This is a genomic window from Lysobacter daejeonensis GH1-9 (assembly GCF_000768355.1).
GTDB lineage: Bacteria > Pseudomonadota > Gammaproteobacteria > Xanthomonadales > Xanthomonadaceae > Aerolutibacter > Aerolutibacter daejeonensis.
Window position 1 is genome coordinate 61,589 of record NZ_AVPU01000001.1, and the last position, 24,156, is coordinate 85,744.

Consider the following 24,156-nt stretch of genomic DNA (forward strand, 5'->3'; position numbering starts at 1 on the left):
CACTGCGGCCATCGCAATCGCCTTTGCAGTTGGAGCAACACCATGAACCGTATTTCCAAGTGGGCGGCCCGCATCAGTGTTGGTGTTGTGGCCGTCGTGATGGCCACCTCCCCGGCGTTTGCCGCGGCACGCGATGATCTCAATACCTTCACCAAGGGGCTGAAGGGGCTCAATGCCTCGTTCACCCAGCAGGTGTTCAACGAGAAGGGGCGGCTTAAAGAGTCCTCCAGCGGCCGTCTGGCGCTGTCCGCCCCGCGCCTGTTCCGCTGGGAGTACGTCAAGCCCTACCCGCAACTGATCGTGGCCGACGGCCGCAAGGTGTGGGTCTTTGACCCCGACCTGCAGCAGGCGACGGTCAAGCCGCAGGGCCCGGAAGAACAGAACAGCCCGTTGGCGGCGTTGATTGACCCGGCCAAGCTGGACGCGCAGTTCGTGGTCAAGGACGCTGGCTCGTCGGAAGGCATGAACTGGTTGTCCTTGGCGCCTCGCAGCGACGAGGCGGGCTTCCGCACCGCGCGCCTGGGCTTTACCCAAGGCGCCTTGGCGAAGATGGTGATCGTGGACAGCTTGGGTCAGCGCACCGAAATCCGCTTCACTGGCTGGAAGCGCAACCCCGCGTTTCCGCGAGGCACGTTCAGCTACAAGCCGGCCAAGGGCGTGGACGTCATTGGCGAGGGCTGATGCCCGACCTCCAAACGCAACTGCCATGAAATGAGCGAACGGACGGTGGGGAGACCCGCCGTCCATTTTCATGGAGCATCCGCTGGGCCAGTGCTGAAAGTTGCGGCCGATGCCATGGAGTCGGTTGCGGCTGCATTCACGTTCAACGCATGGCAATCACAGGCCTTCCACGGCATCGGCGGCACTCTGCCCCCCACGCCCCGCAATGACCGCGGCGGCCTGCCAGGGTTGGACACGCCATGTTGCTTCGTACCGCCATCTCTTCCGCCGTACTCGCCTCTGCCGGCGCGCTGGGCGTGTTTTCCACGGTGCCTGCAACACAGCCGGCCCCCCAGCCCGCGCCCATCTTCCAGGCATCGGCGTTGGACAAGATGGCGGAGTCACGCGTGGAAGGCGACCTTGCCATGGATGACGCGGTGGCCGCTTCGTTGGTGGGTGCCATCACCCTGCAGTTTCCGAAGCACAAGGTCGAAGTGAAGTTGGACAAGGTGGACGTCGCGCCGCTGAGCCTGCGGGACCGTGCAGTGTCCGGTGAGGGTCGCGTGCGCATTGGCGACGATGACGCATGGATCCCTCTCGCGTTCAATGCGCTGTATGACACGCGGGACACCGTCGTCACGCAGCCGCAGCTGGTCTTCGGCAGTGACGCGCCAGCAAGCATGCTGCAGCGGCAATCCGCACTGATGCGCGCGCTTTCCCAGCAGGTCAATCGCGCCATGGCAGCCGAGTTTGGCCAGCAGTCCATCGAAATGCGCATCGACCATGCCAGCACGTCGCCGGCCGGCCGCCGCTACCTCCAGGTCCAGGCCGTTGGACAGGCGCGGTTTGGCGGCGAAGGTACCGAGCAAGCCAATATCCAGGCGCTTTATGATCGGGCGACCGGGCAGTGGTTGCGGGTCGACTACGAACTGGGCAGTGCCGCGCCGCGCGGCGATCTGGCGCAAGGTTGACCCGCTGGTATCTTGTATGGCCCGCCCCCGCGTTGAACCCCAGTGCCACGGCCGAGCCCGCCACCGTATTCCGATCCCGCACCTGACCTGCTGAGCGCCGACCGCGACGCCTTGCGCCCGCTGGCCGAGCGCATGCGGCCACGCACGCTCGACGAGATGGTGGGGCAACGCCGACTGCTGTCGCCCGGTAGCGCACTGCGACGCGCCGTCGAGTCCGGGCGCATGCACTCGATGATCCTGTGGGGGCCCCCGGGCTGCGGCAAGACCACGTTGGCGTTGCTGTTGGCGCGCTATGCCGATGCCGAATTCAAGGCCATCTCCGCGGTGCTTTCCGGACTTCCAGAGGTGCGCCAGGTGCTGGCCGAGGCCGCGCAACGCTTTGCCGAGGGACGACGCACCGTGCTGTTCGTGGACGAGGTGCATCGGTTCAACAAGGCGCAGCAGGACGCCTTCCTGCCGCATATCGAACGCGGAACGATCCTGTTTGTCGGCGCGACCACGGAAAACCCGTCGTTCGAACTGAACTCGGCCTTGCTGTCACGCTGCCGCGTGCACGTGATGGAGGCGGTCTCGCCCGAAGACATCGCCGTTGCCCTGCGCGCTGCATTGGAGGACGAGCAACGTGGGCTGGGCGGGCAGGGGATCCGCGTATCGGATGATGCGCTGCGGCTGATCGCCACGGCTGCCGACGGTGACGTGCGCCGAAGCCTGACGTTGCTGGAAATTGCGGCGGAACTAGCGGCCGACGAGGGCGGGGAAATCACGGATGCGACGTTGGCTCAGGTGCTGGCGGACCGCACGCGTCGCTTTGACAAGGGCGGCGAGCAGTTCTATGACCAGATCTCGGCGCTGCACAAATCGGTGCGCAGCTCCAACCCGGACGCGGCGCTGTATTGGCTGGCGCGCATGTTCGATGGCGGCTGCGACCGCGCTTACCTGGCGCGCCGGCTGACGCGGATGGCGGTCGAAGACATTGGCCTGGCCGATCCGCGCGCGCTGCAGATGGCGATTGATGCGTGGGAAACCTATGACCGCCTCGGCACGCCGGAAGGTGAGCTGGCGTTGGCGCAGCTGACCCTTTACCTGGCCAGTACCGCCAAGTCGAACGCGGCCTACATGGCCTACAAGGCAGCCCAGCAGGACGTGGCCGAGTACGGCACCCAGGAGGTACCCCTGCATCTGCGCAACGCGCCGACCCGGCTGATGAAGCAGCTGGGATATGCCAAGGGCTACCAGTACGACCACGAGCGGGAAGGCGGCGTGGCGCTGGACCAGACCGGTTTCCCCGACGCGATGGGAGAACGCGTGTATTACCAGCCGGTGGAGCGTGGTCTGGAGCTCAAGCTGAAGGATAAGCTGGACCGCCTTCGCGCAGCACGTGCTGCGGCGCGCGGCAGGCAGGGCGGGGGGCAGGGCTGACGGTTGCGAGGCGTCGCCGTCACAGGCAAGCTCATCCGGCCCCCACACCACCGAACGCAAACGCCAGTCCTGGGGAGGACCCGATGCGAATTGCCATAGCCGCCGTAATCGGCGGGATCGTGATGTTCCTGTGGGGCGCCGTGGCCCACACCATGTTGCCGTTGGGCGAAATGGGCATGCATACCGCCGTTGAGCAGGATGCGGCGCTCACCGCCATCACAGGCAGTGCCTCCAAGGGGGAGGGCATGTACATGTTGCCCGGCATGGACCCGGCGATGTATGCGGACGAGGCCGCCAACAAGGCGTTCGTGGAAGCCAATCGCGACAAGCCTTACGCGCTGGTGATCTACCAGCCCGACGGCAATCCGGCGCTGGAGAACATGGGGCCCAACCTGGGCAAGCAGTGGGTATCCGATACGTTGGCGGCCGGCGTGCTGGCCTGGATCCTGTCGTTGGGCGTCTGGGGCTTTGGTCGCCGGGTCGCGGTGGCCGCGGCTGCGGGCGTCTTCAGCTGGCTGACGATCAGCGTGCCGTACTGGAACTGGTACATGTTCCCGGTGGATTTCACGCTGGCCAACCTGGTCGAGCAGGCAGTGGGCTGGGCCCTTGGCGGTGCAGCCATCGCCTGGTGGCTGGGACGGGGCGAAAGGCGTGCGCGTTGAGAGCGCCATCGACGTGAGGGGCGCTTGATGCCTGCCATCTGGTGGCATCAGCTTGTCCTGGTGATGCTCGGCGGCGCCTTGGGCGCCGCTGGGCGCCACTGGTTGGGCGGCGTGTTGCTACGGCACCTTGGCAGCGGTTTCCCTTGGGGCACCTTCGCCGCCAATATGTTCGGCTCGTTTGCGATCGGCTTTCTGGCCGTCTGGTTGGAAGGGCGCGGCCCAAGTGCGTTGTACTGGCGCGCGTTCCTGATCGTCGGCGTCCTGGGCGCCCTGACCACGTGGTCTTCGTTGATGCTGGAGTGCCTGTTGATGGCGCGCTCTGAACGGACACCCATGTTGATGGGCTACCTGGGGCTGTCGCTGGTGACGGGCCTTGCGCTGGTATGGGTGGGAGCGCGATTTGCAGGGATACTCCGGCCGCCAGTCTGGTAGCCCGACATCCGTATTGAAGGAGTTGTGACAGCCATGAAGGCGTTGTGCCACGTAATTGCAGTGCTCGTGATGGGGCTTCCGACGCCGGCATGGAGCCAGCAGGCGGGCGAGTTGCGCAAATGCGTTTCACCGGGCGGCGCGGTGAGCTTCCAGCAGCAGCCTTGCGCTGCGGGCTCCCGCCAGACCTCCAGCCGATCCTACGTTGCCGAGCCTGCGCCGACGGCCGAGCAGATCCGCGCGCGTGCGACGCGGGAGCAGGTCGCCCGCGCGGAGTCTGCGGAACTGTCCCGCCGGGCGGGCACCTCAGGCCATCTCTCGGCGCCACCGGGAAGAGGCACCTTGCATCGAGTGGCAATTGCCAAGGATGACGCAGCTTGCCAGCGAGCTCGCCGGCATCGGGACGAGACGTTGGAGCGGGTGGGCTTGAAGCGGACTTATGACCTGCTACGGGCGCTCAACGACGAGGTTGCGCGGGCCTGCCGTTAGTTGCGCGCGCAATGCCCCGGGAATGTCGGGTTTTTCACCGGGCGTATGCGCGCCTCGGTCTAGCCTTTGCATACGGGCAATGCAGAGCAGAGAGGCGGGTGTCATGAGCAGGCAATCGGGTCTTAGGGCATTGGCCGCCGCTGGCCTATTGGTGGTGGTGACCGTGCTTGGCTTGAGCGCCAAGGTTGGACGTGACACGTCACAGTACTTGCGAACGGTTTCCATGCAGAGAAACTGGGATTCGCCTGGGCAGGGACCTGAAGAGGTGCGGGCAGCGAGCAGCGCGGCAGCGTCCGAGGCGCGGCGCCCGGTGGATTCGCACCGCGCCGCAGCGGCGCCTTTGGGGGTAGTGGCTTCGCATTGATCGGTAACGGATTCTTGCGTTTCATCGATCTCTTATGGCGTGTCCCTGAGTTTGGTAAGCGCCAACTGGGCCTCTTCGTTCTTGGGGTCCAATGCCAGGGCCGTCTCGTAGCACTTCCTCGCATCGGCAACCCTGCCCAGCAGTTCGTAGGCGTTGCCCTTGCGCCACCAGGCGGCCGAAATCGACGGTTGTGCGTCCGCTCCGGCGAGCTCGATATAGCGAGTCAGTGCTGGCAAGGCCTTCTCAACCTCTGTCTTGCCGACAATGCGCAGCCTGGCGGCCATGTAGAGCGACATCACATGTGGCTTTTCCGCGGTGGCAAGGCGGTCAAGAATCGGTAGTGCCGCGCCCACCTGCCCTGAGTCCGCGAACTGTTGTGCGTGTGCGAAGTCGGCGTCGGCCTGGGTAGGCAGCGCGTACGGAAGGTTGAACAGCACCTTCTCGATCTCCTCGGCCAACGGCGTGGCGCCCAAGTCATAGTTCGACAGCACGATCAACGTATATCCGTCGTCCAGATAGCGGCGAAACTCGGCATTGACGCCCGGAGCACCGCCGCCATGACCCACGGCGCGGTGGCCATTGATGCTCTTGGTGAACCAGCCGCTGCCATAGAACGGCGCCGGACCGACCGGGGTGAACATGCGCTGCCGGCTGTTGCTGTTGAGCAATCGAGTCCCATACAGGGCTTGGTCGAAACGCAGCAGATCGGGGGCTGTCGTATGCAGCCCGCCGTCGGCTGATGCCGGCATGATGCTGCGCACATTGGTGACGCGGCCACGATTAGGAGTCAGCACATAGCCAAGCGATCGGTTGGAGAGTACGTCGTTCTCCTGCGTCAGCCGGCTGTCGATCATGCCCGCCGGCGCAAAGATGTGCAGCCGCAGGTACTCCGGGTAGCTCAGGCCGCTGATTTTCTCGACAATCGCGCCCAAGACGACCATGCCGGAATTCGAATAGGCGAACCTCTCGCCGGGCGAAAATTGCGGTCGTTGCGTGTAGATGAGGGGCAGGATGTCGGCAATGTTCTCGATGCCGGCCATCTTGCGCGGATAGTCCTCGTGTTCCATATAGTCGCCCAAGCCAGACGAGTGGTTGAGCAACTGTTGGATGGTGATCGTGTCCTTCTCTGGGAAGGGAAACTCGGGCAGGAACCGGGAGAGCTTGTCATCCAGTTTCAACTTGCCCGCATCGACCAGCTGCATGATCGCCACAGCGGTAAAAGTCTTGCCGATGGAGCCGATGTTGTAGCTGGTGTTCAGCCGGTTCGGTATCCGATGGTCCTTGTTTGCCTCACCGAAAGCGTCGGCATAGACAACCTTGCCGTGGTCGGCGACGAGAACGGTCCCGGAAAACAAGTCCAGATCAGCGTAGCGGCTGACCAGGGTTTCGATGTTCTTCCGTGATGGTCCGGTGTCACCGTTGGTTGCTGCGGCAACTGGGAGAGCCAGTAATGCGACGGCGGCGATTGCGAGCAGTTTCATTTGTGTCCTTGGCAGAATGCGTCGGGGGGTACGCAGGAGGGATACGGCCAAGTGCCAAGAGGTTGCATCGCTGGTTACGGGGGTGCGGCCTTCGATCTTTGCATGATCCCGATGCGCCACTCGTTCAGGAACAAGGACAGGGAAGCTCGGCAGATTTCCGCGACCAAACGCGATCTCAGTCGGGCCAATCCGAGACGCCCCGGGGGTACGCGGGCGGAATCTCGCTAGAAGCGACGAGCATAGCCAACGCCAATCGTCGTCGTGTTTTCGTTTTCCGTCAGGGGGCTGTTCCTGATCGCTGACCCCAATCGCGTTCCGCTCACATCCATGGCGATGAAGCTGGAATCATTGATCGCCCAGGCAGCCCGCAGCCCCAGTTCGAAGTTGGTCGTGGAAGATGCCTGGTAGGTGCGCCTGTCCTGCGTTGCCTCCCCGGGACGGACACCGTGGTAGTAGTTGGCGGTGTCCGCACTCATCCAGGCGGCCGCAGCCCGGGGTGTCAGGTGGAGCCGTCCCTTCTTGAACGGGTGCGACAAGGCCAATCGAGCCGTTTCACCTTGGGCGTGGCCGGAGGCGTCCTTGGTCCATTCCGCCGAAATGTGCCCGATGGGCGTTCTCCATTCCACCGCCGGCCCGATCCAGACGCTGGGTTTGCGCTCTTCCATGCCCCGCAGTACATGGGTGTCGGACGGCTCGTAGCCCGCACCGATGTCGTAGTTCGATCGCAGTGACACTGAAACCCGACGGGAAGAGAGAGCGGGAATCCTGAGGTCGACTGTGGTGCCGCTTACCCGCAGGTAGCGGCTATCGTAACCGATGATCGGTACCAGCGACGTCCGGTGGTCACCGTAGGCTCGCGCTTGACTGAACGCGGCAACGCCGATGGCGAACTGGGAGGAGCGGTTCTCCTCGGCCAGGAGATCGCGCGGGGCCAGCAGGGAAATGGCGAGAGCCGCGCCAGTCATGAAATGTCGAGGGTGCATGGGGCTGGGGGGGGGAGGGGAGGAGCCGGCATCCTCTGGACTCCCATCACGGGAAGGTCAAGCGCGGCGATTGCGGGCTTGCGCTACGCTGGGTTGACCTTCTCGTCATGGGAATCTGCAAGCTGCACGGCCTTGCCAGATAGGAAGCGGGTTATTCCATGCGAGTCGTCATTGCACATTGTTGGACCGGACACCCATGGGATGGCTGGTATCCGCAGGCCAAGCTTGACTTGGAGGCCTTGGGGCATGAGGTGAACGTACCGTGCCTGCCGGATACGGACACGCCGGATCCGTCGGCGTGGGTTTCCGCACTGGGCTGCGCCATAGGAGAGCGAGCGAGCGAAACCCTGCTCGTGGGCCATAGCCTGGGTGCACTGGGGATGCTTCATTGGTTGGCGAGTGCTGCAGGAAATACTGCTGTCCGTGGACTTTTCCTGGTGGCGCCGCCGTTGGCGATGACGGGAATCGTGGAAGTAGACCGTTTTTTGCGACCAGCACCGGATCTGTCCGCGGTAAAGGGAAAATCTGCGCAGACTGCGGTGTTGGTATCGGACAGCGACAAGTACCTGCTCCCGTCACCGATGACCGTGGCCCAGCAACTTGCGGCTGCCATCGACGCCCAGATATTGGTGTCGGTGGGGAAGGGGCATTTCTCCCCGGCGTCAGGGTTGCGCGCTTTGCCGGAGCTTGCCGCGTGGGTAAAAGCGAACATCGATCCTTGAAGGCCGGAAACCATCCGTTGGACGCCCGCCACCCTCGTAATGGGAGGCGTCACGCCTGTCGGTTGAAAAGCGCAGTCCTGTCGTTTGTCGCGTCATGAAACGTTTGCATGCGGTCGCCGCATGCAAACGTGGAAGGAGGTGCGCGATCCACCTCCAGGGGTGGCATTGGGCAAGTCGTCAGGCTTGGCAAGTGCCGCAGCAGGTCTTCACGGGCGCCTCTGATCCAGCCTTGCGGGTCTGGGCGTCCTCGAAGATGGCAATAACGTCATAGCCCTCGTCCTGGACGGCTTTCGCGGCTTGTTGCGGGCTGACGCCGCCAATGACCCAAACTTCCTTCGCCTGGAGGTCAACGTCTACCTGGGCCGACGCGTCGATTCGGCCAATCGCGGCCGTAATGGCTTTGACGCAGTGGCCGCAGCTCATGCCTTCGACAATCAGTTTCACTTTCCGGTTCCTGTGAGGCTGGCGGGATGCCAAGTGCGGCCAGTGTTCAGTTTCCCACCGTGGAAAGGTCAATGACTGTAATGGCGGGGGTGGAAATTGCCGGGTATTGACCTTCCAATGGTGGTAGGCCTCAGCTTCCCATCAACCTCCCTGGGTCGGGCCGCCTATTCTAGGCTTCCGATTGGACGTGGTAGGCATTCCCCTGGCCGGGTTGGGTCTGCTGGACCCGGTGGTCGCGGGAGCTTCGATGGCCCTGTCATCGGTCAGCGTAATTTCCAATACCCTGCTGCTATGCCATTGGCATCCAGCGTTTGAGTCGTAAGCGAGGTACCGTCATGACTCCGAATACACGCGCCATGCGTCCCGAACTTGCCGACGCACGACAACAGGGTTTCCACAACATCGGGGAGGCCGCCGACCTGAGCGGGGTCAGCGCCAAGATGATCCGTCATTACGAGAGCATTGGCCTTATTCCGGAAGCCGGGCGTACCTTCGCCGGTTACCGGATATATTCCGACGCGGACGTGCATCGCTTTCGTTTCATCAAGCGTGCCCGTGCGCTGGGGTTTTCGATCAAGCAGATCGAAGCATTGCTGGGATTGTGGAGCAACCGGTCGCGGGCGAGTGCGGAAGTGAAAAAACTGGCGCAGGAGCACGCCGACGCCTTGTCGCTCAAGATTCACGAAATGCAGGCGATGCAGCAGACGCTGCAACGCCTCGCAAGCTTGTGCCATGGCGACCATCGTCCGGAATGCCCGATTCTGGAAGACCTGGCGATGCCAAGCCCCGGCGAAAGTACGAAGGCGGAGCGTGTCCAGGTCCCATCGAAGAAGGTCTGATCCCACTGAGGCATGGTCGCGGATGCGCCGCTGGCGCCGTCAGGGGGTGTTGCCTGGCGCCTCGCCAGCCACTGCTGGCAGCCGAAACCTCGCACGGTATTGTTCCGGCGTCACGCCTATCCGGCGGTGGCAGGCACGTATGAACGTCGGCACGGAACCCAGGCCAGAGCGCTCTGCGATGCGCGCCAACGGCCAGTTGGTGGTCTCAAGCAACATCTTTGCCCGATCCAGACGCACCAGCTCCACATAGGTTGACGGTGTCATTCCCGTCTGCGCCTTGAACAGGCGTCCGAAGTTGCGCTCACTCATCGCGGCGCGGTCCGCCAGGGCAGGCAGGCCGAGGTCATCGGTGGGATGCTCGGCTATCCAGCGGAGCAGTTCCCGGAACCGGTCCGAGGCTTGGGCTTGGGCTGCCAGGTTTGCGCTGAATTGTGACTGCCCGCCGGGGCGGCGAAGGTAAAGCACGAGGTCGCGAGCGACGGCGAGGGCTACCTCAGCGCCAAGGTCCTGCTCGACCAAGGCCAAGGCCAGGTCGATTCCCGCGGTTACTCCCGCGGATGTATAGACCTTGCCATCTGCCACGTAGATGGCATCCGCCACTACCTGGGTGCCGGGAAACATCTCCTGGAGCCGGCCGCAGTTGGCCCAGTGCGTAGTCGCACGGCGACCTTCCAGTAGCCCGGCTGCGCCCAGGACGAACGCACCCGTGCATACGCTGGCGACCCGCCGGGCATTTCGAGCGTGCGTCTTGAGCCAGAGCAGGAGGGAACGTCCCTCCGGTGAATCCCCCAAGGCCTCAACCGAGCCGCCGCTGACCATGATGGTGTCCAGGTCGTCTGCGAGCTTGCCCAGTGGCACGGCACCCGAGATCTGCAGGCCTGAGTTGGAAACGATTGTGTCGCCGCTTGCGGAGGCGATCGCCAATCCGTAGCGGAAGGGGGTGGCTCCTCCGGTAGGGGCGTAGGTGTTGGCTTTGGAGAACACCTCCATCGGTCCGACCAGGTCCAGCGCTTGGAAACCGTCGAATCCGATGAGCACCACGGTGCGGGTGCCGACGCGTCCGGATAGGCCGGGGACAGGGTCCGCAGCAGCCGAGGAAAGGGCGCCGGCGACATCGGTGGGGGCCATGAAGCCACGATACCGGAGTTGTCGCGACAGGGGGTGCAGGACTGGCGCAAAACGATCATCAAATGGCCATAACACCAAATGCTGGGCTCGTAGAGTCGCATGGCAGCATCCCCCTCAAGCGATCAGCAGCCATGTGCCGACACCTCAAATTGACCCTTGTCATCGCCGCAGTGCTTGCAGGAGCCGGCGCCGTTGCCGCAGCCACCCTGCATGCGGGCAGTTCCCCTCCAGAAGCGTCGGCTGTGCCCATTGCGCAGGCGGAGCACATGCGCACCATCTCGCTGATGAGGCCAAACCGGTATCGGAGCCGACCTGTCGTGGCCATTCTGGGGCACAACGACGGAACCGAGACGACTGACTACCTGATCCCATATGGGGTGCTGGCGCAGTCGGATGCGGCCGACGTGCTGGCCGTTGCCCCGGAGGCGAGGGCAGTTCGGTTGAAGCCTGCGCTCAGCGTCAAGCCCCAGGCCACTCTGGATGAGTTCGACGAACGCTATCCCCAGGGGGCCGATTACGTAGTCGTTGCCGCCATGCACCCCCGCAACGACCCTCGGGTCATCGCCTGGATCAAGGCGCAGCAGGCGCGGGGCGCGATCATTGTCGGCGTCTGCAGTGGCGTGAGGACGCTGTCCGCTGCTGGCCTGCTGGCGGGCCGGAGAGCCACGCGGTACTGGTACGACGCAAACGACATGGAAAGCGACAACCCCACGACACAATGGGTTCAGGATCGCCGTTATGTCGTGGATCGCGGCGTGGTGACCACCACGGGCATCACCGCATCGATGCCGGTGTCACTGGCGCTGGTTGAAGCGATTGCGGGACGCAGCAAGGCAATGGAAGTCGCACGCCATTTTGGGGTTTCCGAATGGGATGCCCGCCACGATAGCGACGCCTTTGGCTTCAACGGCCGCATGCTGGCCGCAGCCGCACGCAACAAGGTTGCCGTCTGGTCGCACGAGACGTTCGCCATTTGGGTGCCCGCCGGCACAGACGAGGTGTCACTGGCGTTCACCGCGGACGCGTGGTCCCGCACTTTCCGCTCCGGCGTGGTTTCTGTTTCCCCGGAGCCGGTCCTTCTGCGTCGTGGGCTTGTCCTGATTCCGGACCAGGCCGCGTCCGATGCTTTGCCAGGGCCGTATTTGGATCCGCCGTCGCAACTGGCTCCCGCCCAGGCCCTGCCGTTGGCATTGGCCTCGATCTCCGAGCGGTATGGCCAACATACCGCTTCGTTCGTCGCCACGCAGTTGGAGTATCCCTGGAGCGAGCGCGCACCGCTGACGGCGTCGGAAGCGCGGACCGCCGGTGAGCCACAGGAGATGTCGCCATGAAGCGATTCATCACCGAGGGAGATGGGCTGCCCACGTGGCAGTCACCGATCAGTCATGCCGTGGTTGTCGGCAACACCTGTTACCTGAGCGGGCAGCTGTCGGTATCCGCCGAAGGCGAATACATCCCCGGAACCGTGCAGGAGGAGGCTGAAAGAGCTTTCTCCAACCTGTTCAACGCCGTGCGCGCGTCGGGTTTCAGTGCCGAAGACCTAGTGTTCGTAGACATCGTCCTTGCCGATATTTTTGACATCCAGGTCGTGAACTTGCTGTATGCGGAACTTTTCCCCGTAGGCCGGCGGCCGGCGCGGACGTTCTGTCAGGCCGCGGCGCTACCGTTTGGTGCGCGGGTGAAGGTGATGGGCGTCGCCGTGGGCGAGCCGCAGTCCTGATGCGATCCACCAATCATCAACCATAAGAGGAGTGAGTCATGGAGTTTATCGATGGTACGGCGTTCACCGCCGACGAAGCATGGGCCAGTCGCGTCCTGAGCGACTTGGGCAACCACACGGTGAAGATCCATTGGACCAACAAGCCCTACCGCTGGCACGAGAACACGGGCGAGGAGCTCTTCGTCGTGCTCGATGGCGAGGTCGAGATGCGCTACATCGAGAATGGCGAGGAATGTGTTCGAAGCCTGAAGCCTGGCGGGATGGTGCTGATAGGTCATGGCGAACGGCATGTTGCGGCGCCGTTGGGCGAGGCCCGCATCCTCGTCATCGAGGAGAAGGGCACTGAATAGCCCCAAGGATGGCGTACTGCGGGAATTGCACGTGTGACACGCAAAAAAAGGGGCGCCTCAGGCGCCCCTTTTTGTTCCATGACGTTCCATGGCATCGGCCAGGTCGTGCTCTCCCGTGCGTCGCAGGCCCGCGAGGATGTCGGCAAAGACGTCGTCGCGCTCGTTCTGGCCCAGCTTGAACTTGGCGTTCACGGCAAGGACCCGGGCCCGGAAGGCAACGACTGCCGCTGACAGGCGTGCGTAGCGCTCGCCCATGTCCATTGCCGTCCAGGCCGATGGACGCCCTCGCTCCATGTGCTGCACCAGTTCAGACAAAGCGGCATGCACGTCCTCGGGCCCATCGTCGAATGCCACCTCGATGTCTATGTGCACGGTGGCGTAGTTCCAGGTGGGTGCCTGCGTCCTGTCACGCATCCAGGACGGCGATACATAGCCCTGGGGCCCCATGAAGATCGCCAGGGCGCGGGGAGATCTCCGCAGCATTTCGACCTGCGGATTACCCCGTGCGAAATGGCCGATAAGCCAGCACTCCTCGCCGTTACGCGCCAGCAGGAGGGGCAGGGGCGTACAGATCGGCGCTCCGTCGCACATCGAGACCAGTTGTGCGAAGGGGAAGTCTTCCACCAGGCGATTGATCGCCTCGGTGGTTGGCTTGAATATAGGGCTGGTTTTCATGGCCGCGCTTCAGGGAAGTTCGTTGGCGGACAGCGGGTCGATCGCATACGGGTGCATCGTGGGCAGGAAGCCGGCTTGACTTTCAACGCGTGCAATCCAGGCCCGGACGGCGGGAAATGGCGCCAACGAAATACCTGCCTCTTCCGTTCGGCTGGCATAGGCAAACAGGGACATGTCAGCGATGGTGTACTGCTCCCCGGCGATGAAATCATGGTCTGAGAGTTGAGCCTCCAGCGTGGCCAAGGCGTTGAGTCCTGCCTTGCGCTTCATCTCGACCAGGAACTCTGGGCGGCGGGGCAGCTTTCCGGTCATCGTCCAGTGTCGGAGGGCTCCGATCTGGCTTTCGACACGCTCCTGCTCGAACGAAAGCCATTGGTAGACCTTCGCGCGACCGTAGGCGTCGCTGGGCAGATAGGGGGTGCCCTCGGCCAGATACATCAGGATGGCGTTTGACTCCGACAGCACGCGTCCGTCGTCCAGACGGATCGCTGGCACCGTGCCGGTCGGGCTGACCTTGCGGTAGTCCGGGGCTTGTCCCTCTCCCCCGAAGATTGCCACGAGGACCTGCTCGTAGGGCTGGTTGAGATGGTTGAGAAGGAGTCGGACTTTCCAGGCGTTCTGGGAAGGCAGGTAGTCGTAGAGCGTGATCACATGGGTCTCCAGAGGAAGCGAATGCCCAGTTTCCGGAAACGATCAGTGCCGCGATATCCGGTTCTTGCGGTGGTCGGGGGGCGCTTGGGGTTCGGGGAAGACCGCAACAACCGGATGGTTCCATCAGCGGATCGCCTGCACAGTACGGGCTCCCCCGCCTTGAGTGTCGAGATGTCGAGTCAATCGGAACATGTGCCAGTGGGTGAAGTCGGTGCTTCGATCGCAACGCGATTGGCCGCGGTGGATTGGGCGTTGGTCGAGGCGGAACTGAATGGGGCGGGGTGGGCCAGCCTTGGCCAGGTGCTGACACCCGCGGAATGTTCATCCCTCCGGGACACGTACGGCTGCCCGGTATTCAGAAGCACGATTTCGATGCAGCGCCACGGATTTGGACGGGGCGAATACAAGTACTTCAGCTATCCGTTGCCAGCTATCGTCGCCGGTCTGCGAAGCCAGCTCTATGCGCATCTCGCGGCGCCGGCAAAGCGATGGCAGGACAAACTTGGCATTGAGGGTGTCATCCCCGATTCGCACGACGCGTATCTGGAGATGTGCAAGGCCGCAGGGCAGTCGCGGCCTACGCCGTTGCTGCTCCGTTATGCCCAGGGCGATTACAACTGCCTGCACCAGGACCTTTACGGTGAAGTCCATTTTCCGTTTCAGGTGGTCATTCTCCTTTCCGAGCCCGGATGCGACTTTGAGGGCGGTGAGTTCGTGCTGACCGAGCAACGCCCCCGAGTGCAGTCGCGGGCGCACGTGGTTCCGCTCAAGGCGGGGGAGGCAGCTGTATTCGCGGTCAGGAACAGGCCTGCCCTGGGGACGCGAGGTACCTACAGGGTCACGCTGCGCCACGGCGTGAGTGCGGTGTTACGCGGTTCCAGATATGCCCTGGGCGTGATCCTGCACGACGCCGCCTGAGTTGCTGCCGGTCGCGTCTGGAAATGTTCGCGATAGCGTCACCTGCTCCGGTGATTGACATGCCGACTTGGCGGACCAAGGCTCGTAGCTCCGGGATTTCACCGCATCTGCGCGTGGCCGGGGCTACGGTGTCGTCACCAGCAGCGCACAGAGGTGAGTGTCATGGCCAGGCAAACGGGATGGTGGCTCCTGGCGGGGGCCTGCCTGCTGGTCGTGGGCGCCGTGCTGGGCGTGGCGGCCAAGGTTGGCCGCGATACGTCGCAGTACCTGCAAGCGGTTTCGACACAGCGTGATTGGGAGCCGACCCGGGAAGGCTCTGGCGGCGAGATTGTCGCTGGCGCCAAGGGCGGGGCCGGGAGCACAGAGGCGGCGTTGACAGCAGAAAAGTTCGCAACGGACAGATGAGGTATGGGCAGCAAGCACAAGCTGCAAAGCGAAGCGGATGGGGATCAGAGTTTCAGCATCGGCAGAGGGTTAAGCGGATGGTTCAAGAACCGTCTATAAGAGAGCATCAACAAACGCTTATGAAATCCAGAATCGGGGAACTCATCGAACACTTCGCGCCGGAGTTCTCGTGAAAGGCCGGGTGCCACGAGACCTTTCGAAACGTCGGCCCAGTCGGCTCGCCTGAACATTTCCACTAGCCCACCCTCACTGCCACGGTAGGGTGTGATCTTGTGGTGCTGGCAGATCATCACGCCAACTTCTCCTGCGAATTTATCGCCGCCATGGGACGAGATCCATTCTCGTGCTAGACGCTGCGATGGCGCGAGATAGTCAAACGTATCATCGGTCCATATCCCCAGGTCGTGGAACGCGGCGGCAAGGCTGATCGTGCGCAATGCTTCATGGTCGTCCGCGAGGCCGTTGAGACCGGCCAAGGACCAGCAGAAGTTGGCGACACGGTATGCGTGGTTGCGGTAAGCCTCGAAGTCCCTGCCGAGCTGCGCGGCATGGTGCGAGAGCACCTCATCCAGCAACGGCAGGTTTGTCAACATTCGGTGATTTCCAGCCCGTGGCATGTTTCATCGCGTTGTCCTAATTCGGCGTGAGGGCGATGAAATCAGCAATGTATTCAGCAGACAGCTCGGGATACTGATGATGGGGTGCATGCCCTGTCTCGGAGTAGAACATGAATTGCGCATTGCGCATCTGGCCGATGAGCGGGAACCAGTTCTGCCCCGCCGTGCTGATGTCATGGTCGCCGCTAATGACGAGGACTGGTGTGCGTATTTCTGTAAGTTTCGTGCGGCGGCCTGCCTTGTCTTCGTGAAATCCCGCGGCTGCCGTGAAATACACCTGGAACTGTTCCATCTTTGACGGGATCTTGGAGGCCACGTCGGGGCGGGAGTAGATGCGATCATGCGACGCGCGTGCCGCGGCCCGGCTGAACTCCGATCTAGGTTCGAAGAACAGGACCTCTTCGTCAGCCAGGTCATTGAACGGTTTGACCGCACGCTCAAGGAATTCCTGCTGGAGCGGGATCTCGACCCGACCCGGCGGGTTAGCCCCGATCAGGACGGCATGGGTTACGCGCCCGGGTTGGTCGAGCAGTACGGCCTGTGCCGCCGCGCCTCCCCATGACCAGCCCAGCATGGTGAACTTCTCCAGCTTGATGGCAACGGTGAACTCGTTGATCACGCGTGCGATTTGACCAATGTCGTCCGGCATCTTCCCGGTCGAATAACCAATGCCGGGATAGTCGAAGGTGATTACGGTGTGCCGCTCGGCGAGTTTGTCGAGGAACGCTGGATCCCACGTGTCGATGGTGCCGCGCAGGCGGTTTGCCAACACGACAGGGCTCCCCGAGCCGATTGCACGATAGGCAATTCTGCCGCCGTCGACCTGCACGTATTGGGTTTGAGCGGCGAGGGCTTTGGCTTTCGATCCCGCATGGACCGGTGTCGTCAGGGAAACGACTAGCAGCATGAATGCGATGAGCGGGGTGTTCATGTGGGAGCGTCCTGAGTTGGGAGTGCCTGATAAGACTGCGGTCGTCGCTGAGGCATGCGGCCTGTACGCCTCGTTCATTGGATGAAGGGAAGCCTGAAACGCGAGAGCGTCCAGCGGGACACCTCCTCCTCCCACTCGTCGCCCTTCATGGGCGTAATGGGAAGCGATAGATTGGTGACGATCATCCACTCGTTCTGTACGGCCGTGCTGGCGGGAAATAGCAGGCCAATCGGTGCGCCATTGCCGATGCCGATGAAACCGCCGGCACGCACCCGCATGCGCCCAGTCTCATCCAGAGCCACGACTGTGTCTGTCTGGTTGGAGGCGATCCAGAACAAGCCCTGATGAAACAACAGGCCATCGGCGCCGAAGACACTCTCCGCCACGATTTCCAGCGGCCCGGCAGGCAGGCGCATGCGTAGCAGGCGGCCGTCACCGGCATTGGTGACGTAGAGGGTGCTTTCGTCCTCGCTCAGGGCCAAGCCATTGGCCCCGAAGGGCAGGGGCGCGGAGGTTCCCAGCAGGGCGTCGCGCGATACGACGGAAACTTCACAGGGGCTGCACGCCGTAGCCTGGGTGATCCGGTAGATGGCGCCTTGGAAGGAGTCGGACACATACAGGTTGCCAGCCCGGTCGAACACCATGCCGTTGATGCCCGGAAAGCCTGACGATCCGTAGACGATCTGGTCGTGGCTGCCCTCGGGATTGTCGATGTGGCGCGAAGTGGGCGCAGCAGGTGTCAGCGCCTTGAATGTCACCACGTCTTCAATCGGTGTGCTGGCGTCGAACGTCGCCGGAAGACGTTGCAGCTTCGATGCACCAAAGTTGCGGACATAAACCTTGCCTTGGGCGAAAGCCAGGCCCGTCAGCGGGGTGGCCCCGAAGCGGCGCTGCTCAAGCAATTTCCCTTGGCGGGAGAAGCGCAGTAACTGGTTGTTGCGCTCCGGTTCCGGCATGCGTGCATCGAACGTGCCCACGAATATTTCGCCCGTGGCCGGATCGATGGCAAGCCCCTCCGGCTGGCGTACGCCAGAAGGCAGCTCCGTCAGCTGCTCTACAGCGATATGCAGTGGTCCTTGTCCGGAGGCGGACGCCACTTGCGGCTGCACTGTCAGGGCGATGGCGAGCATTGCGGTGAGCACGTGGCCTGTCATGGTTTCACCTCAAGAAAATCGAAGGATCGTCGACCGGATGGAAACTCAGCTGGACAACGAAGCCAGCAGCTGGTCTGTGCCGACGATGGCATGGGCGAAAGTTGGGCCATTCACTTCATGCGCGGAGTGCATCCCGTCGGGATCGAAAGCCGCAGTCGCATCTTTTACCAACGTCACGTGATAGCCCAGTTCCATGCCGAATCGGGCCGTGGATTCCACGCAGGTGTTGGAGACCATTCCCACCAGGATGATTTTGCGAATGCCGTGCAGCTTGAGCTGCGCATCCAGGTCGGTGTTCGCGAACCCACTTTGTGCCCAATGCTCGTGGATGACGATGTCGCCCGGCCTCGGACCAAACGCCGGATGGAACTCGCCGCCCCAAGTGCCTTCCGCGAAGAGCTGGGCTCTCCTCACCCCTTCTTGCGAGTGGTTAAGATGCAGCCAACCATCGTAGTCACCTGGGCGCCAACGGCGGTGGGGAACGATGAAGACGCGTATCGACGCTTTCCGAATGGCGGCTATGACGCGAGGCAGGTTAACGTAGAACCCAGATGCCATCGCCGTTTCTTTCGTCGCGTCGTAGAGCTTGCCACCCTCGCTCATGAAATCGTTGTACGGATCTATGACCAGTAAGGCTGTCTCTTCGATGGGATAGGCATGTGTCACTGCAATCTCCTGATCATGAGGCGCATCGGTATTACCGGAAGCGTTTCAGTACCAGGCGATAACGTCATCCACTGCAATGCGCTTTGCGTGCGTGCAGTTACGCCACGGCCGGCGAACGATGCGACCTGCGGATGCGAACCACCTGAACCATCGCGCCCCCCAGGTACACCAGGAAGCCAGCGCCGACCAGAGCCTTTAGCATCGGGTCTTCGGGTCCGGTGAACGCCGGATGGCTGACCGGCACGCGCGTACCGGTTTCGGTAAGGCCGGGAATGAGGTGGAAGAACAGCGTCAGCGAGTAGCCGAGTACGGCCATGTAGCGGGACAGGCCAGCGCTGCTCGTGCGCTTTTCCGCTGCATATGCGACAGCCAGCACCACCAGTGTGATGATTGCTAGCGCATGTGGCGGGCCGAAGCCGCCGTGGTGGAAGATGAAAAGGCCGGTGATGCAGGTCGCCACTGTGAACAGGACATAGGTCAGCCCTGCACGCGAACGCGTACCGATCTCTCCGTGACTGAACAGGGCGTTGATACCTGCCACCACGGCCACTACGGAAATTGCTGTGTGGAACATGCCGAAAGCGGTCATGTTGAGCATGAGGTGACCTCCTGTGCGAGCGAAATCCACGTTGCATCGGGTCGGATGCAACGGGTACTGATGATCAGCCCCTCACGAATGCGAGCAGGTCGGCGTTGAGCCTTTCCTTGTGCGTATCGGTGATGCCGTGCGGGGCGCCTTCGTAGACAATCAGCTTGCTGTCCTTGATCAACTTGGCCGAGGCGCGACCGGCGGCGTCGATGGGCACTATCTGATCGTCGTCGCCGTGGACAATCAGCGTGGGAACGTCGAACTTCTTCAAGTCTTCAGTGAAGTCCGTCTCGGAGAAGGCTTTGATGCTGTCGTAAGTGTTCTTGTGCCCGCCCATCATGCCCTGCATCCACCAGGCGTTGATGACCCCCTGGGAAGGCTTCGCACCCGGACGGTTGTAGCCGAAGAAAGGACCGCTGGGAATGTCGAGGAACAGCTGCGAGCGGTTGGCGATAAGTCCTGCCCGGATACCGTCGAAGACCGAGATTGGCAAGCCACCCGGATTGGCGTCGGTCTTGACCATCAGCGGCGGTACGGCGGAAACGAGGCCGGCCTTCTTCGCGCGTTTGGTGCCGTGGCGGCCGATGTAACGCGCCACTTCGCCACCGCCGGTAGAGAAGCCGAACAGGGTCGCATCCTTGACGTCCAGGTGGTCGAGCAGCTGCGCCAGATCGTCGGCGTAGTGATCCATGTCGTTGCCATCCCACGGCTGGCTGGAACGACCATGGCCGCGCCGGTCGTGCGCGATGCAGCGGAAGCCGTTGGATGCCAAGTGGAACATCTGCGATTCCCAACTGTCCGAGTTCAGCGGCCAGCCATGGCTGAACACCACGACCGGGCCGGCGCCCCAATCCTTGTAGTAGATCTCGACGCCATCTTTGGTGGTGAACGTGCTCATGGTCTTGGTCACTCCGGAGCTGGGGTTGGCGGGTTGCGGTGCGGCCGCGGTCGGCGTTTCGGGCGACGAGCAACCGGCAAGGGGAAGGAAGGCGGCGACGGTCAGCACCGTGCCGCTGATGATCAGACCGCGGCGAGTTTCGTCGACATCGAACTCTTTCTTTCGGCTTGTCATGTCTGCCTCGAGGAACGGATTGCGCCCGCCAACCATTCCGGTGGGCTGGATGGATCACATTGGGTCAAGTCGAAGAGCGCGTGTCGGGTGATACGCCGCGCTGGTCCTTGTGCTCAACGTCTGCAGAGATCAGTGGTGTTAATTCCTAGTCCCTGCTTGACGATGCTCAACCAGGAAAGCGGTGGGCGAAACCCTCTCATGGGCAGTAGCTGATTCCCTCTATCGGGTGGTGACGTGGCCACGCGTCAATCCGGGATCTTCACTACGCGTCGGCCGAACAGCATTGCATCCATGGAGTAGGCGCCGGGTCCGAGCAACATCAAGGCGGCGGCGCAAAGTCCGAACATCAGGGGCGGTAGCAGTGCCATGGTGAGCTCAAGGTCATGCAGCCGGGCAATCGCCGCGAAGCAGCAGAGCATCGCGGTCAATCGCGTCAACAGGCCTGCCAACAGGGCAAGTAGCATCACGCCTGCCACGAAATAGGCGGTGCCAGTTTGCGTCCATGGAAGCGTCACCGGATCCGATAGCGCCAACCCGGCCGCCACCGCAAACCGGAGCAGAACCAAGCCGGTCCCCGCATGTCCGTAGGGGAAGAGGGAGAGCAGTCTTTGCACGCATACCAGATTAGGCGGCCGGACAACTCGCGCCTATCCGTTTTTCGGGGTGCTTGGCCATCCCACATATGAGGGATGGCATGGTACGGGCCGGCACAGTTCCAGTACCCTTTGCATGTGAAGCCGGAGTGAACGTGACTGCCCCCAGCTCGCCCGAGGACAGAGCCCGACTGCGTAGCGCGGGGTTGGCGCTGCTGCTGCTTTGCCTGCTGGCAGGGACGTGCGTCGCCAGTGAGTTCACATCGCCGCAGTACCACCGCACCGCCTGGACGATGCAGGACGGCGCGCCGGCGGATATCTGGGCGCTGGCCCAAGGACGGGACGGCTATCTGTGGTTGGGCACGGGCACGGGGCTCTACCGTTTCGATGGTGTGCAGTTCGAACAGTTTCACCCCCCTCAGGACAAGCCATTCTCTTCCAGCAACATAACCGCGCTCCACACCGCGTCGGACGGTGCCTTGTGGATCGGCTTCCTGATAGGAGGCGTAAGCGTGTTGCGGGATGGGGAGCTGACACATTACCCAATCGCGGCCGGGGCGCCTGCCGACCTTGTCCTCGCCTTTGCCGAAGACCGAAACGGTGCAATCTGGGCGGCAGCGCGCGGGGGATTTCGGCGCTTCGATGGGCAACGCTGGCATACGGTCGGGGCAGATTGGGACTATCCGGCCTCCGGTGCCCACTCCCTGCTCAAGGATGCGGCGGGCACTTTGTGGGTCACCACGGGTAAGACTCTGCTGTATTTGCCAAGCGGTGCACGCAAATTTCTTTCAACGCGCGAGCCGGTTGGACGGCATGCGACATTGGCCGAGGCGCCAGATGGCACGATCTGGTTGTCCGACGGCTTGCATGGGACGCGCCCGCTGCATGACGCACGTGATCCCCAACGTGTGCCCCGCACTTTGCCGATCACGAACGTCGCCCACCTTGCCTCCATGCGCATTGACGATGCAGGCGCGCTTTGGGGCACCGACCGCACCGTAGGCGGGGTGATGCGTGTTTCCAACTTGGGTCGCTTCCTGGACGGACGTAGCCTTCGACCGGGGGACTTCGACGCCACGATTCGCAAGCGCGACGGACTGTTGTCGGATCGTGCCATTCCCGTTCTTAGGGATCGCGAAGGCAATATCTGGATTGGAACCAACCTGGGTTTGCATCGCTTTCGCTTGAATAGCGTGCGTGCGCTCCAGGACGAACGACTGGACCAGCATTCCATCTATGGGATGGCGTACCTACCCAAGCACGGACTGCTGGTGTCCAGCGACCGTTTTCTCTATCGCATCCATGAGGGCGTTCCCGAGCTGTTCGCGGATACCGGCGGCGCTGGCATCCATGCCCTGGTGGCGACTGGTGACGGGGTGTTGTGGGCGAAGACGGATCACTCGTTGCTGCGTCTCGAACAAGGTAGATTGGAGAGCATCGCGACCCCCTTGGCCGAAACCGGGGTCGTCAGTGTCATTTCCAGCGACGGGAAGACTGGGCTACTGCTGATGCAGGATACTACTGGCCTGCATCACTTCGACGGAAAGCGTTGGAGCCGCATTGGCATTGGCGTCATCCGATCCATCAACGCAACCGCGCTTGCCCAAGGGGCCAACGGTGACGTCTGGGTCGGCTATCCAGGAAGCGTGCTTGCGCGTTGGGACGGAAAGAGGCAGCGCATCTATTCCAGTCGCGAGGGACTGAGGGTCGGCACCATTACGGCTATCGCCCCGGTGGAAGCGGGGCTACTGGTGGCCGGTGAAACAGGGCTCGTGCTACTGCGTGATGAGCGTGTCCATCCCTTGCTTCTGGCGGACCCCGAGCGACTCCATGGCATCACGGGCATCGTCGCCTCGCGCCATGATATCTGGCTCAATGGCATACGGGGCGTGGTTCGAATTTCGGCCCGCGCCGTTGCAGCAGTAGCCGATGAACCGAGTCGTCCACTGGAAAGCCAAATTTTTGATCTTGGCGACGGAATGCTCGGCGTCGCGCAGCAGTATACGCCTGCATCAACAGCGATCGCGGATGGCGGAGGGCGGCTATGGTTTTCCACCAACCAAGGGCTGGTGACGATCGACCCCGAGCATCTCAGGTCCAACCGCGTCGTTCCTCCCGTTCATATCCGCGCGCTGACCGCTGCCAACCGTCGATACGCCGTGGAGAACGGGCTGCGCCTGCCGAAAGGCACGAAGAACGTGCGCTTCGAATATACGGCGTTGAGTTTGTCGGCTCCCGAGCGGGTCCGTTTCCGCTACCGCCTGGAAGGCGTCGACGCCGACTGGCAAGAAGTTGGCAATCGCCGCCAGGCGTTCTACGCCAATTTGGCCCCTGGCAATTACCGCTTTCAGGTCATCGCCGCGAACGACAGCGGTGTCTGGAACGAACAGGGTGACTCGTTCGACTTCGTGATCGAGCCGCGCTTCACCCAAACCTTGTGGTTCGTCGCGTTGTGTATGGTAGGGGCTGGAGGACTACTGATTTCGCTTTATCTGTTGCGTTTACGCCAGATCGCGGACCGAGTTCGGATGCGGCTGGAGGAGCGTCATGACGAGCGCGAGCGAATCGCCCGAGAGTTGCATGACACGCTGCTGCAGGGCATCCAAGGTTTGGTCTTGCGATTCCAGGCGATTGCCAACCGAATCCCAACGGACGATCCTCTCCGCAGTGCGATGGAAAAAGCGTTGGATCGTGCCGACGAAGCCATCGCAGAAGGACGGGATCGCGTGCGAGACCTGCGGGCCACCACGATGTCATCACCGATTGATCTGCCTGAAGCGTTCGCACGCGTTGGAGCCGAGTTGGTGGAAAGCCATCCGGCAGACTTCGTGGTCGTTGTCGAAGGGCAGTTGCCGGCTATGGATCCGCGCATAAGTGACGAGGTGTACTGGATCGGTAGGGAGGTGTTGACCAATGCGTTCCGGCACGCCAGCGCAAGTCGGATAGAGGTGGATATTTCTTGCGGACACGAGTTGCTTGCATTCCGTTTTCGCGATAATGGTCAAGGCATGGGAGACGATATCCGGCGCACCGGTGAGAAGCCGGGGCACTGGGGTCTGGCCGGCATGCGTGAGCGAGCCAAGACCATTTCGGGCGAACTGAGTATCTGGAGCCGAGAAGGCAAGGGAACCGAGGTTGAACTCGTCATACGAAAGAGTGCGGCATTGCGTGGAGCACGAAAGCCAGGTTGGCGCGAGCGGCTCACTCGGGTATGGAGCGCCTGA

26 protein-coding genes are annotated in these 24,156 nt (G+C 62.5%); 13 read left to right on the forward strand and 13 right to left on the reverse strand.

Features of this window, described 5'->3' with window-relative positions; genetic code table 11:
• Positions 1-42 precede the first annotated feature (42 nt).
• The 5 genes from lolA (at position 43) to crcB (ending at position 4,144) form a co-directional block, all read left to right on the forward strand.
• On the forward strand, positions 43-681 hold the full coding sequence (gene lolA, locus N800_RS00240; RefSeq protein ID WP_036133396.1) for an outer membrane lipoprotein periplasmic chaperone LolA: 639 nt from the start codon (positions 43-45) through the stop codon (positions 679-681).
• Positions 682-920: 239 nt separating this feature from the next.
• Positions 921-1,631, forward strand: a complete 711-nt coding sequence (locus N800_RS00245; protein ID WP_036133399.1) for a hypothetical protein — start codon at positions 921-923, stop codon at positions 1,629-1,631.
• 132 nt (positions 1,632-1,763) lie between these two features.
• The gene (locus tag N800_RS00250; protein ID WP_156962820.1) at positions 1,764-3,050 is read left to right on the forward strand and encodes a replication-associated recombination protein A; all 1,287 of its coding nucleotides are present in this window, start codon (positions 1,764-1,766) and stop codon (positions 3,048-3,050) included.
• A gap of 83 nt (positions 3,051-3,133) precedes the next feature.
• Complete coding sequence (locus N800_RS00255; RefSeq protein WP_036133405.1) at positions 3,134-3,712, forward strand: hypothetical protein; 579 nt, start codon at positions 3,134-3,136, stop codon at positions 3,710-3,712.
• Positions 3,713-3,739: 27 nt separating this feature from the next.
• Positions 3,740-4,144, forward strand: a complete 405-nt coding sequence (gene crcB, locus N800_RS00260) for a fluoride efflux transporter CrcB (protein WP_036133408.1) — start codon at positions 3,740-3,742, stop codon at positions 4,142-4,144.
• A gap of 882 nt (positions 4,145-5,026) precedes the next feature.
• Here crcB and N800_RS00270 read toward each other — a convergent pair.
• The gene (locus N800_RS00270; protein WP_036133413.1) at positions 5,027-6,475 is read right to left on the reverse strand and encodes a serine hydrolase domain-containing protein; all 1,449 of its coding nucleotides are present in this window, start codon (positions 6,473-6,475) and stop codon (positions 5,027-5,029) included.
• 224 nt (positions 6,476-6,699) lie between these two features.
• Positions 6,700-7,440: a MipA/OmpV family protein gene (locus tag N800_RS00275; RefSeq protein ID WP_052107754.1), complete on the reverse strand. Its 741-nt coding sequence runs from the start codon at positions 7,438-7,440 to the stop codon at positions 6,700-6,702.
• Positions 7,441-7,616: 176 nt separating this feature from the next.
• Here N800_RS00275 and N800_RS15490 point away from each other — a divergent pair, with 176 nt between their 5' ends.
• Positions 7,617-8,180 carry an RBBP9/YdeN family alpha/beta hydrolase gene (locus tag N800_RS15490; RefSeq protein ID WP_084086982.1) on the forward strand — a complete coding sequence of 188 codons (564 nt, stop codon included), beginning with the start codon at positions 7,617-7,619 and terminating at the stop codon, positions 8,178-8,180.
• Between the two features lie 177 nt (positions 8,181-8,357).
• Here N800_RS15490 and N800_RS00285 read toward each other — a convergent pair whose 3' ends face one another.
• Positions 8,358-8,624: a heavy-metal-associated domain-containing protein gene (locus tag N800_RS00285; protein ID WP_036133419.1), complete on the reverse strand. Its 267-nt coding sequence runs from the start codon at positions 8,622-8,624 to the stop codon at positions 8,358-8,360.
• A 335-nt stretch (positions 8,625-8,959) separates the two neighbouring features.
• Between N800_RS00285 and cueR the strand changes: the two genes are divergently transcribed.
• Positions 8,960-9,463: a Cu(I)-responsive transcriptional regulator gene (gene cueR, locus N800_RS00290; protein ID WP_425476488.1), complete on the forward strand. Its 504-nt coding sequence runs from the start codon at positions 8,960-8,962 to the stop codon at positions 9,461-9,463.
• A gap of 39 nt (positions 9,464-9,502) precedes the next feature.
• Here the strand turns inward: cueR and N800_RS00295 are convergent, their stop codons facing one another.
• Positions 9,503-10,591 (reverse strand): GlxA family transcriptional regulator, encoded by a 1,089-nt coding sequence (locus tag N800_RS00295; RefSeq protein WP_084086984.1) that lies wholly within the window; start codon positions 10,589-10,591, stop codon positions 9,503-9,505.
• Positions 10,592-10,857: 266 nt separating this feature from the next.
• On the opposite strand from N800_RS00295, the gene N800_RS00300 reads away from it, so the two are divergent.
• From N800_RS00300 to N800_RS00310, 3 genes are read left to right on the forward strand one after another with little or no spacing between them, the layout of a single operon-like run.
• Positions 10,858-11,922: a DJ-1/PfpI family protein gene (locus N800_RS00300; protein WP_052107755.1), complete on the forward strand. Its 1,065-nt coding sequence runs from the start codon at positions 10,858-10,860 to the stop codon at positions 11,920-11,922.
• Positions 11,919-12,311 carry a RidA family protein gene (locus N800_RS00305; RefSeq protein ID WP_036133422.1) on the forward strand — a complete coding sequence of 131 codons (393 nt, stop codon included), beginning with the start codon at positions 11,919-11,921 and terminating at the stop codon, positions 12,309-12,311. Before N800_RS00300 ends, N800_RS00305 begins: the two co-directional genes overlap by 4 nt.
• A gap of 38 nt (positions 12,312-12,349) precedes the next feature.
• Positions 12,350-12,661 (forward strand): cupin domain-containing protein, encoded by a 312-nt coding sequence (locus N800_RS00310; RefSeq protein ID WP_036133425.1) that lies wholly within the window; start codon positions 12,350-12,352, stop codon positions 12,659-12,661.
• A gap of 57 nt (positions 12,662-12,718) precedes the next feature.
• On the opposite strand, the gene N800_RS00315 is transcribed toward N800_RS00310, so the two are convergent.
• Both N800_RS00315 and N800_RS00320 read right to left on the reverse strand, forming a co-directional pair.
• On the reverse strand, positions 12,719-13,336 hold the full coding sequence (locus tag N800_RS00315) for an FMN-binding negative transcriptional regulator (RefSeq protein ID WP_052107756.1): 618 nt from the start codon (positions 13,334-13,336) through the stop codon (positions 12,719-12,721).
• A gap of 9 nt (positions 13,337-13,345) precedes the next feature.
• On the reverse strand, positions 13,346-13,987 hold the full coding sequence (locus N800_RS00320) for a glutathione S-transferase family protein (protein WP_036133428.1): 642 nt from the start codon (positions 13,985-13,987) through the stop codon (positions 13,346-13,348).
• 171 nt (positions 13,988-14,158) lie between these two features.
• Here N800_RS00320 and N800_RS00325 point away from each other — a divergent pair, with 171 nt between their 5' ends.
• Both N800_RS00325 and N800_RS00330 read left to right on the forward strand, forming a co-directional pair.
• Entirely contained in the window at positions 14,159-14,905 is a 747-nt protein-coding gene (locus tag N800_RS00325) for a 2OG-Fe(II) oxygenase (protein ID WP_052107785.1), read from the forward strand.
• 162 nt (positions 14,906-15,067) lie between these two features.
• A complete protein-coding gene (locus N800_RS00330) occupies positions 15,068-15,310 on the forward strand; it encodes a hypothetical protein (protein WP_036133430.1) in 243 nt (80 codons plus the stop codon).
• Positions 15,311-15,354: 44 nt separating this feature from the next.
• Here the strand turns inward: N800_RS00330 and N800_RS00335 are convergent, their stop codons facing one another.
• From N800_RS00335 to N800_RS00365, 7 genes are all read right to left on the reverse strand, one after another.
• Positions 15,355-15,903 carry a hypothetical protein gene (locus tag N800_RS00335; protein ID WP_052107757.1) on the reverse strand — a complete coding sequence of 183 codons (549 nt, stop codon included), beginning with the start codon at positions 15,901-15,903 and terminating at the stop codon, positions 15,355-15,357.
• Positions 15,904-15,943: 40 nt separating this feature from the next.
• Positions 15,944-16,858 (reverse strand): alpha/beta fold hydrolase, encoded by a 915-nt coding sequence (locus tag N800_RS00340; protein WP_198032427.1) that lies wholly within the window; start codon positions 16,856-16,858, stop codon positions 15,944-15,946.
• Between the two features lie 74 nt (positions 16,859-16,932).
• Complete coding sequence (locus tag N800_RS00345; protein ID WP_156962805.1) at positions 16,933-18,012, reverse strand: SMP-30/gluconolactonase/LRE family protein; 1,080 nt, start codon at positions 18,010-18,012, stop codon at positions 16,933-16,935.
• 45 nt (positions 18,013-18,057) lie between these two features.
• The gene (locus N800_RS00350) at positions 18,058-18,678 is read right to left on the reverse strand and encodes a cysteine hydrolase family protein (RefSeq protein ID WP_198032428.1); all 621 of its coding nucleotides are present in this window, start codon (positions 18,676-18,678) and stop codon (positions 18,058-18,060) included.
• 97 nt (positions 18,679-18,775) lie between these two features.
• Entirely contained in the window at positions 18,776-19,276 is a 501-nt protein-coding gene (locus tag N800_RS00355; protein ID WP_036133440.1) for a DUF2306 domain-containing protein, read from the reverse strand.
• Positions 19,277-19,340: 64 nt separating this feature from the next.
• Positions 19,341-20,339: an alpha/beta fold hydrolase gene (locus N800_RS00360; RefSeq protein ID WP_198032429.1), complete on the reverse strand. Its 999-nt coding sequence runs from the start codon at positions 20,337-20,339 to the stop codon at positions 19,341-19,343.
• A 245-nt stretch (positions 20,340-20,584) separates the two neighbouring features.
• Positions 20,585-20,953, reverse strand: a complete 369-nt coding sequence (locus tag N800_RS00365; RefSeq protein WP_036133444.1) for a hypothetical protein — start codon at positions 20,951-20,953, stop codon at positions 20,585-20,587.
• 134 nt (positions 20,954-21,087) lie between these two features.
• Between N800_RS00365 and N800_RS00370 the strand changes: the two genes are divergently transcribed.
• On the forward strand, positions 21,088-24,156 hold the full coding sequence (locus N800_RS00370) for a sensor histidine kinase (RefSeq protein WP_198032430.1): 3,069 nt from the start codon (positions 21,088-21,090) through the stop codon (positions 24,154-24,156).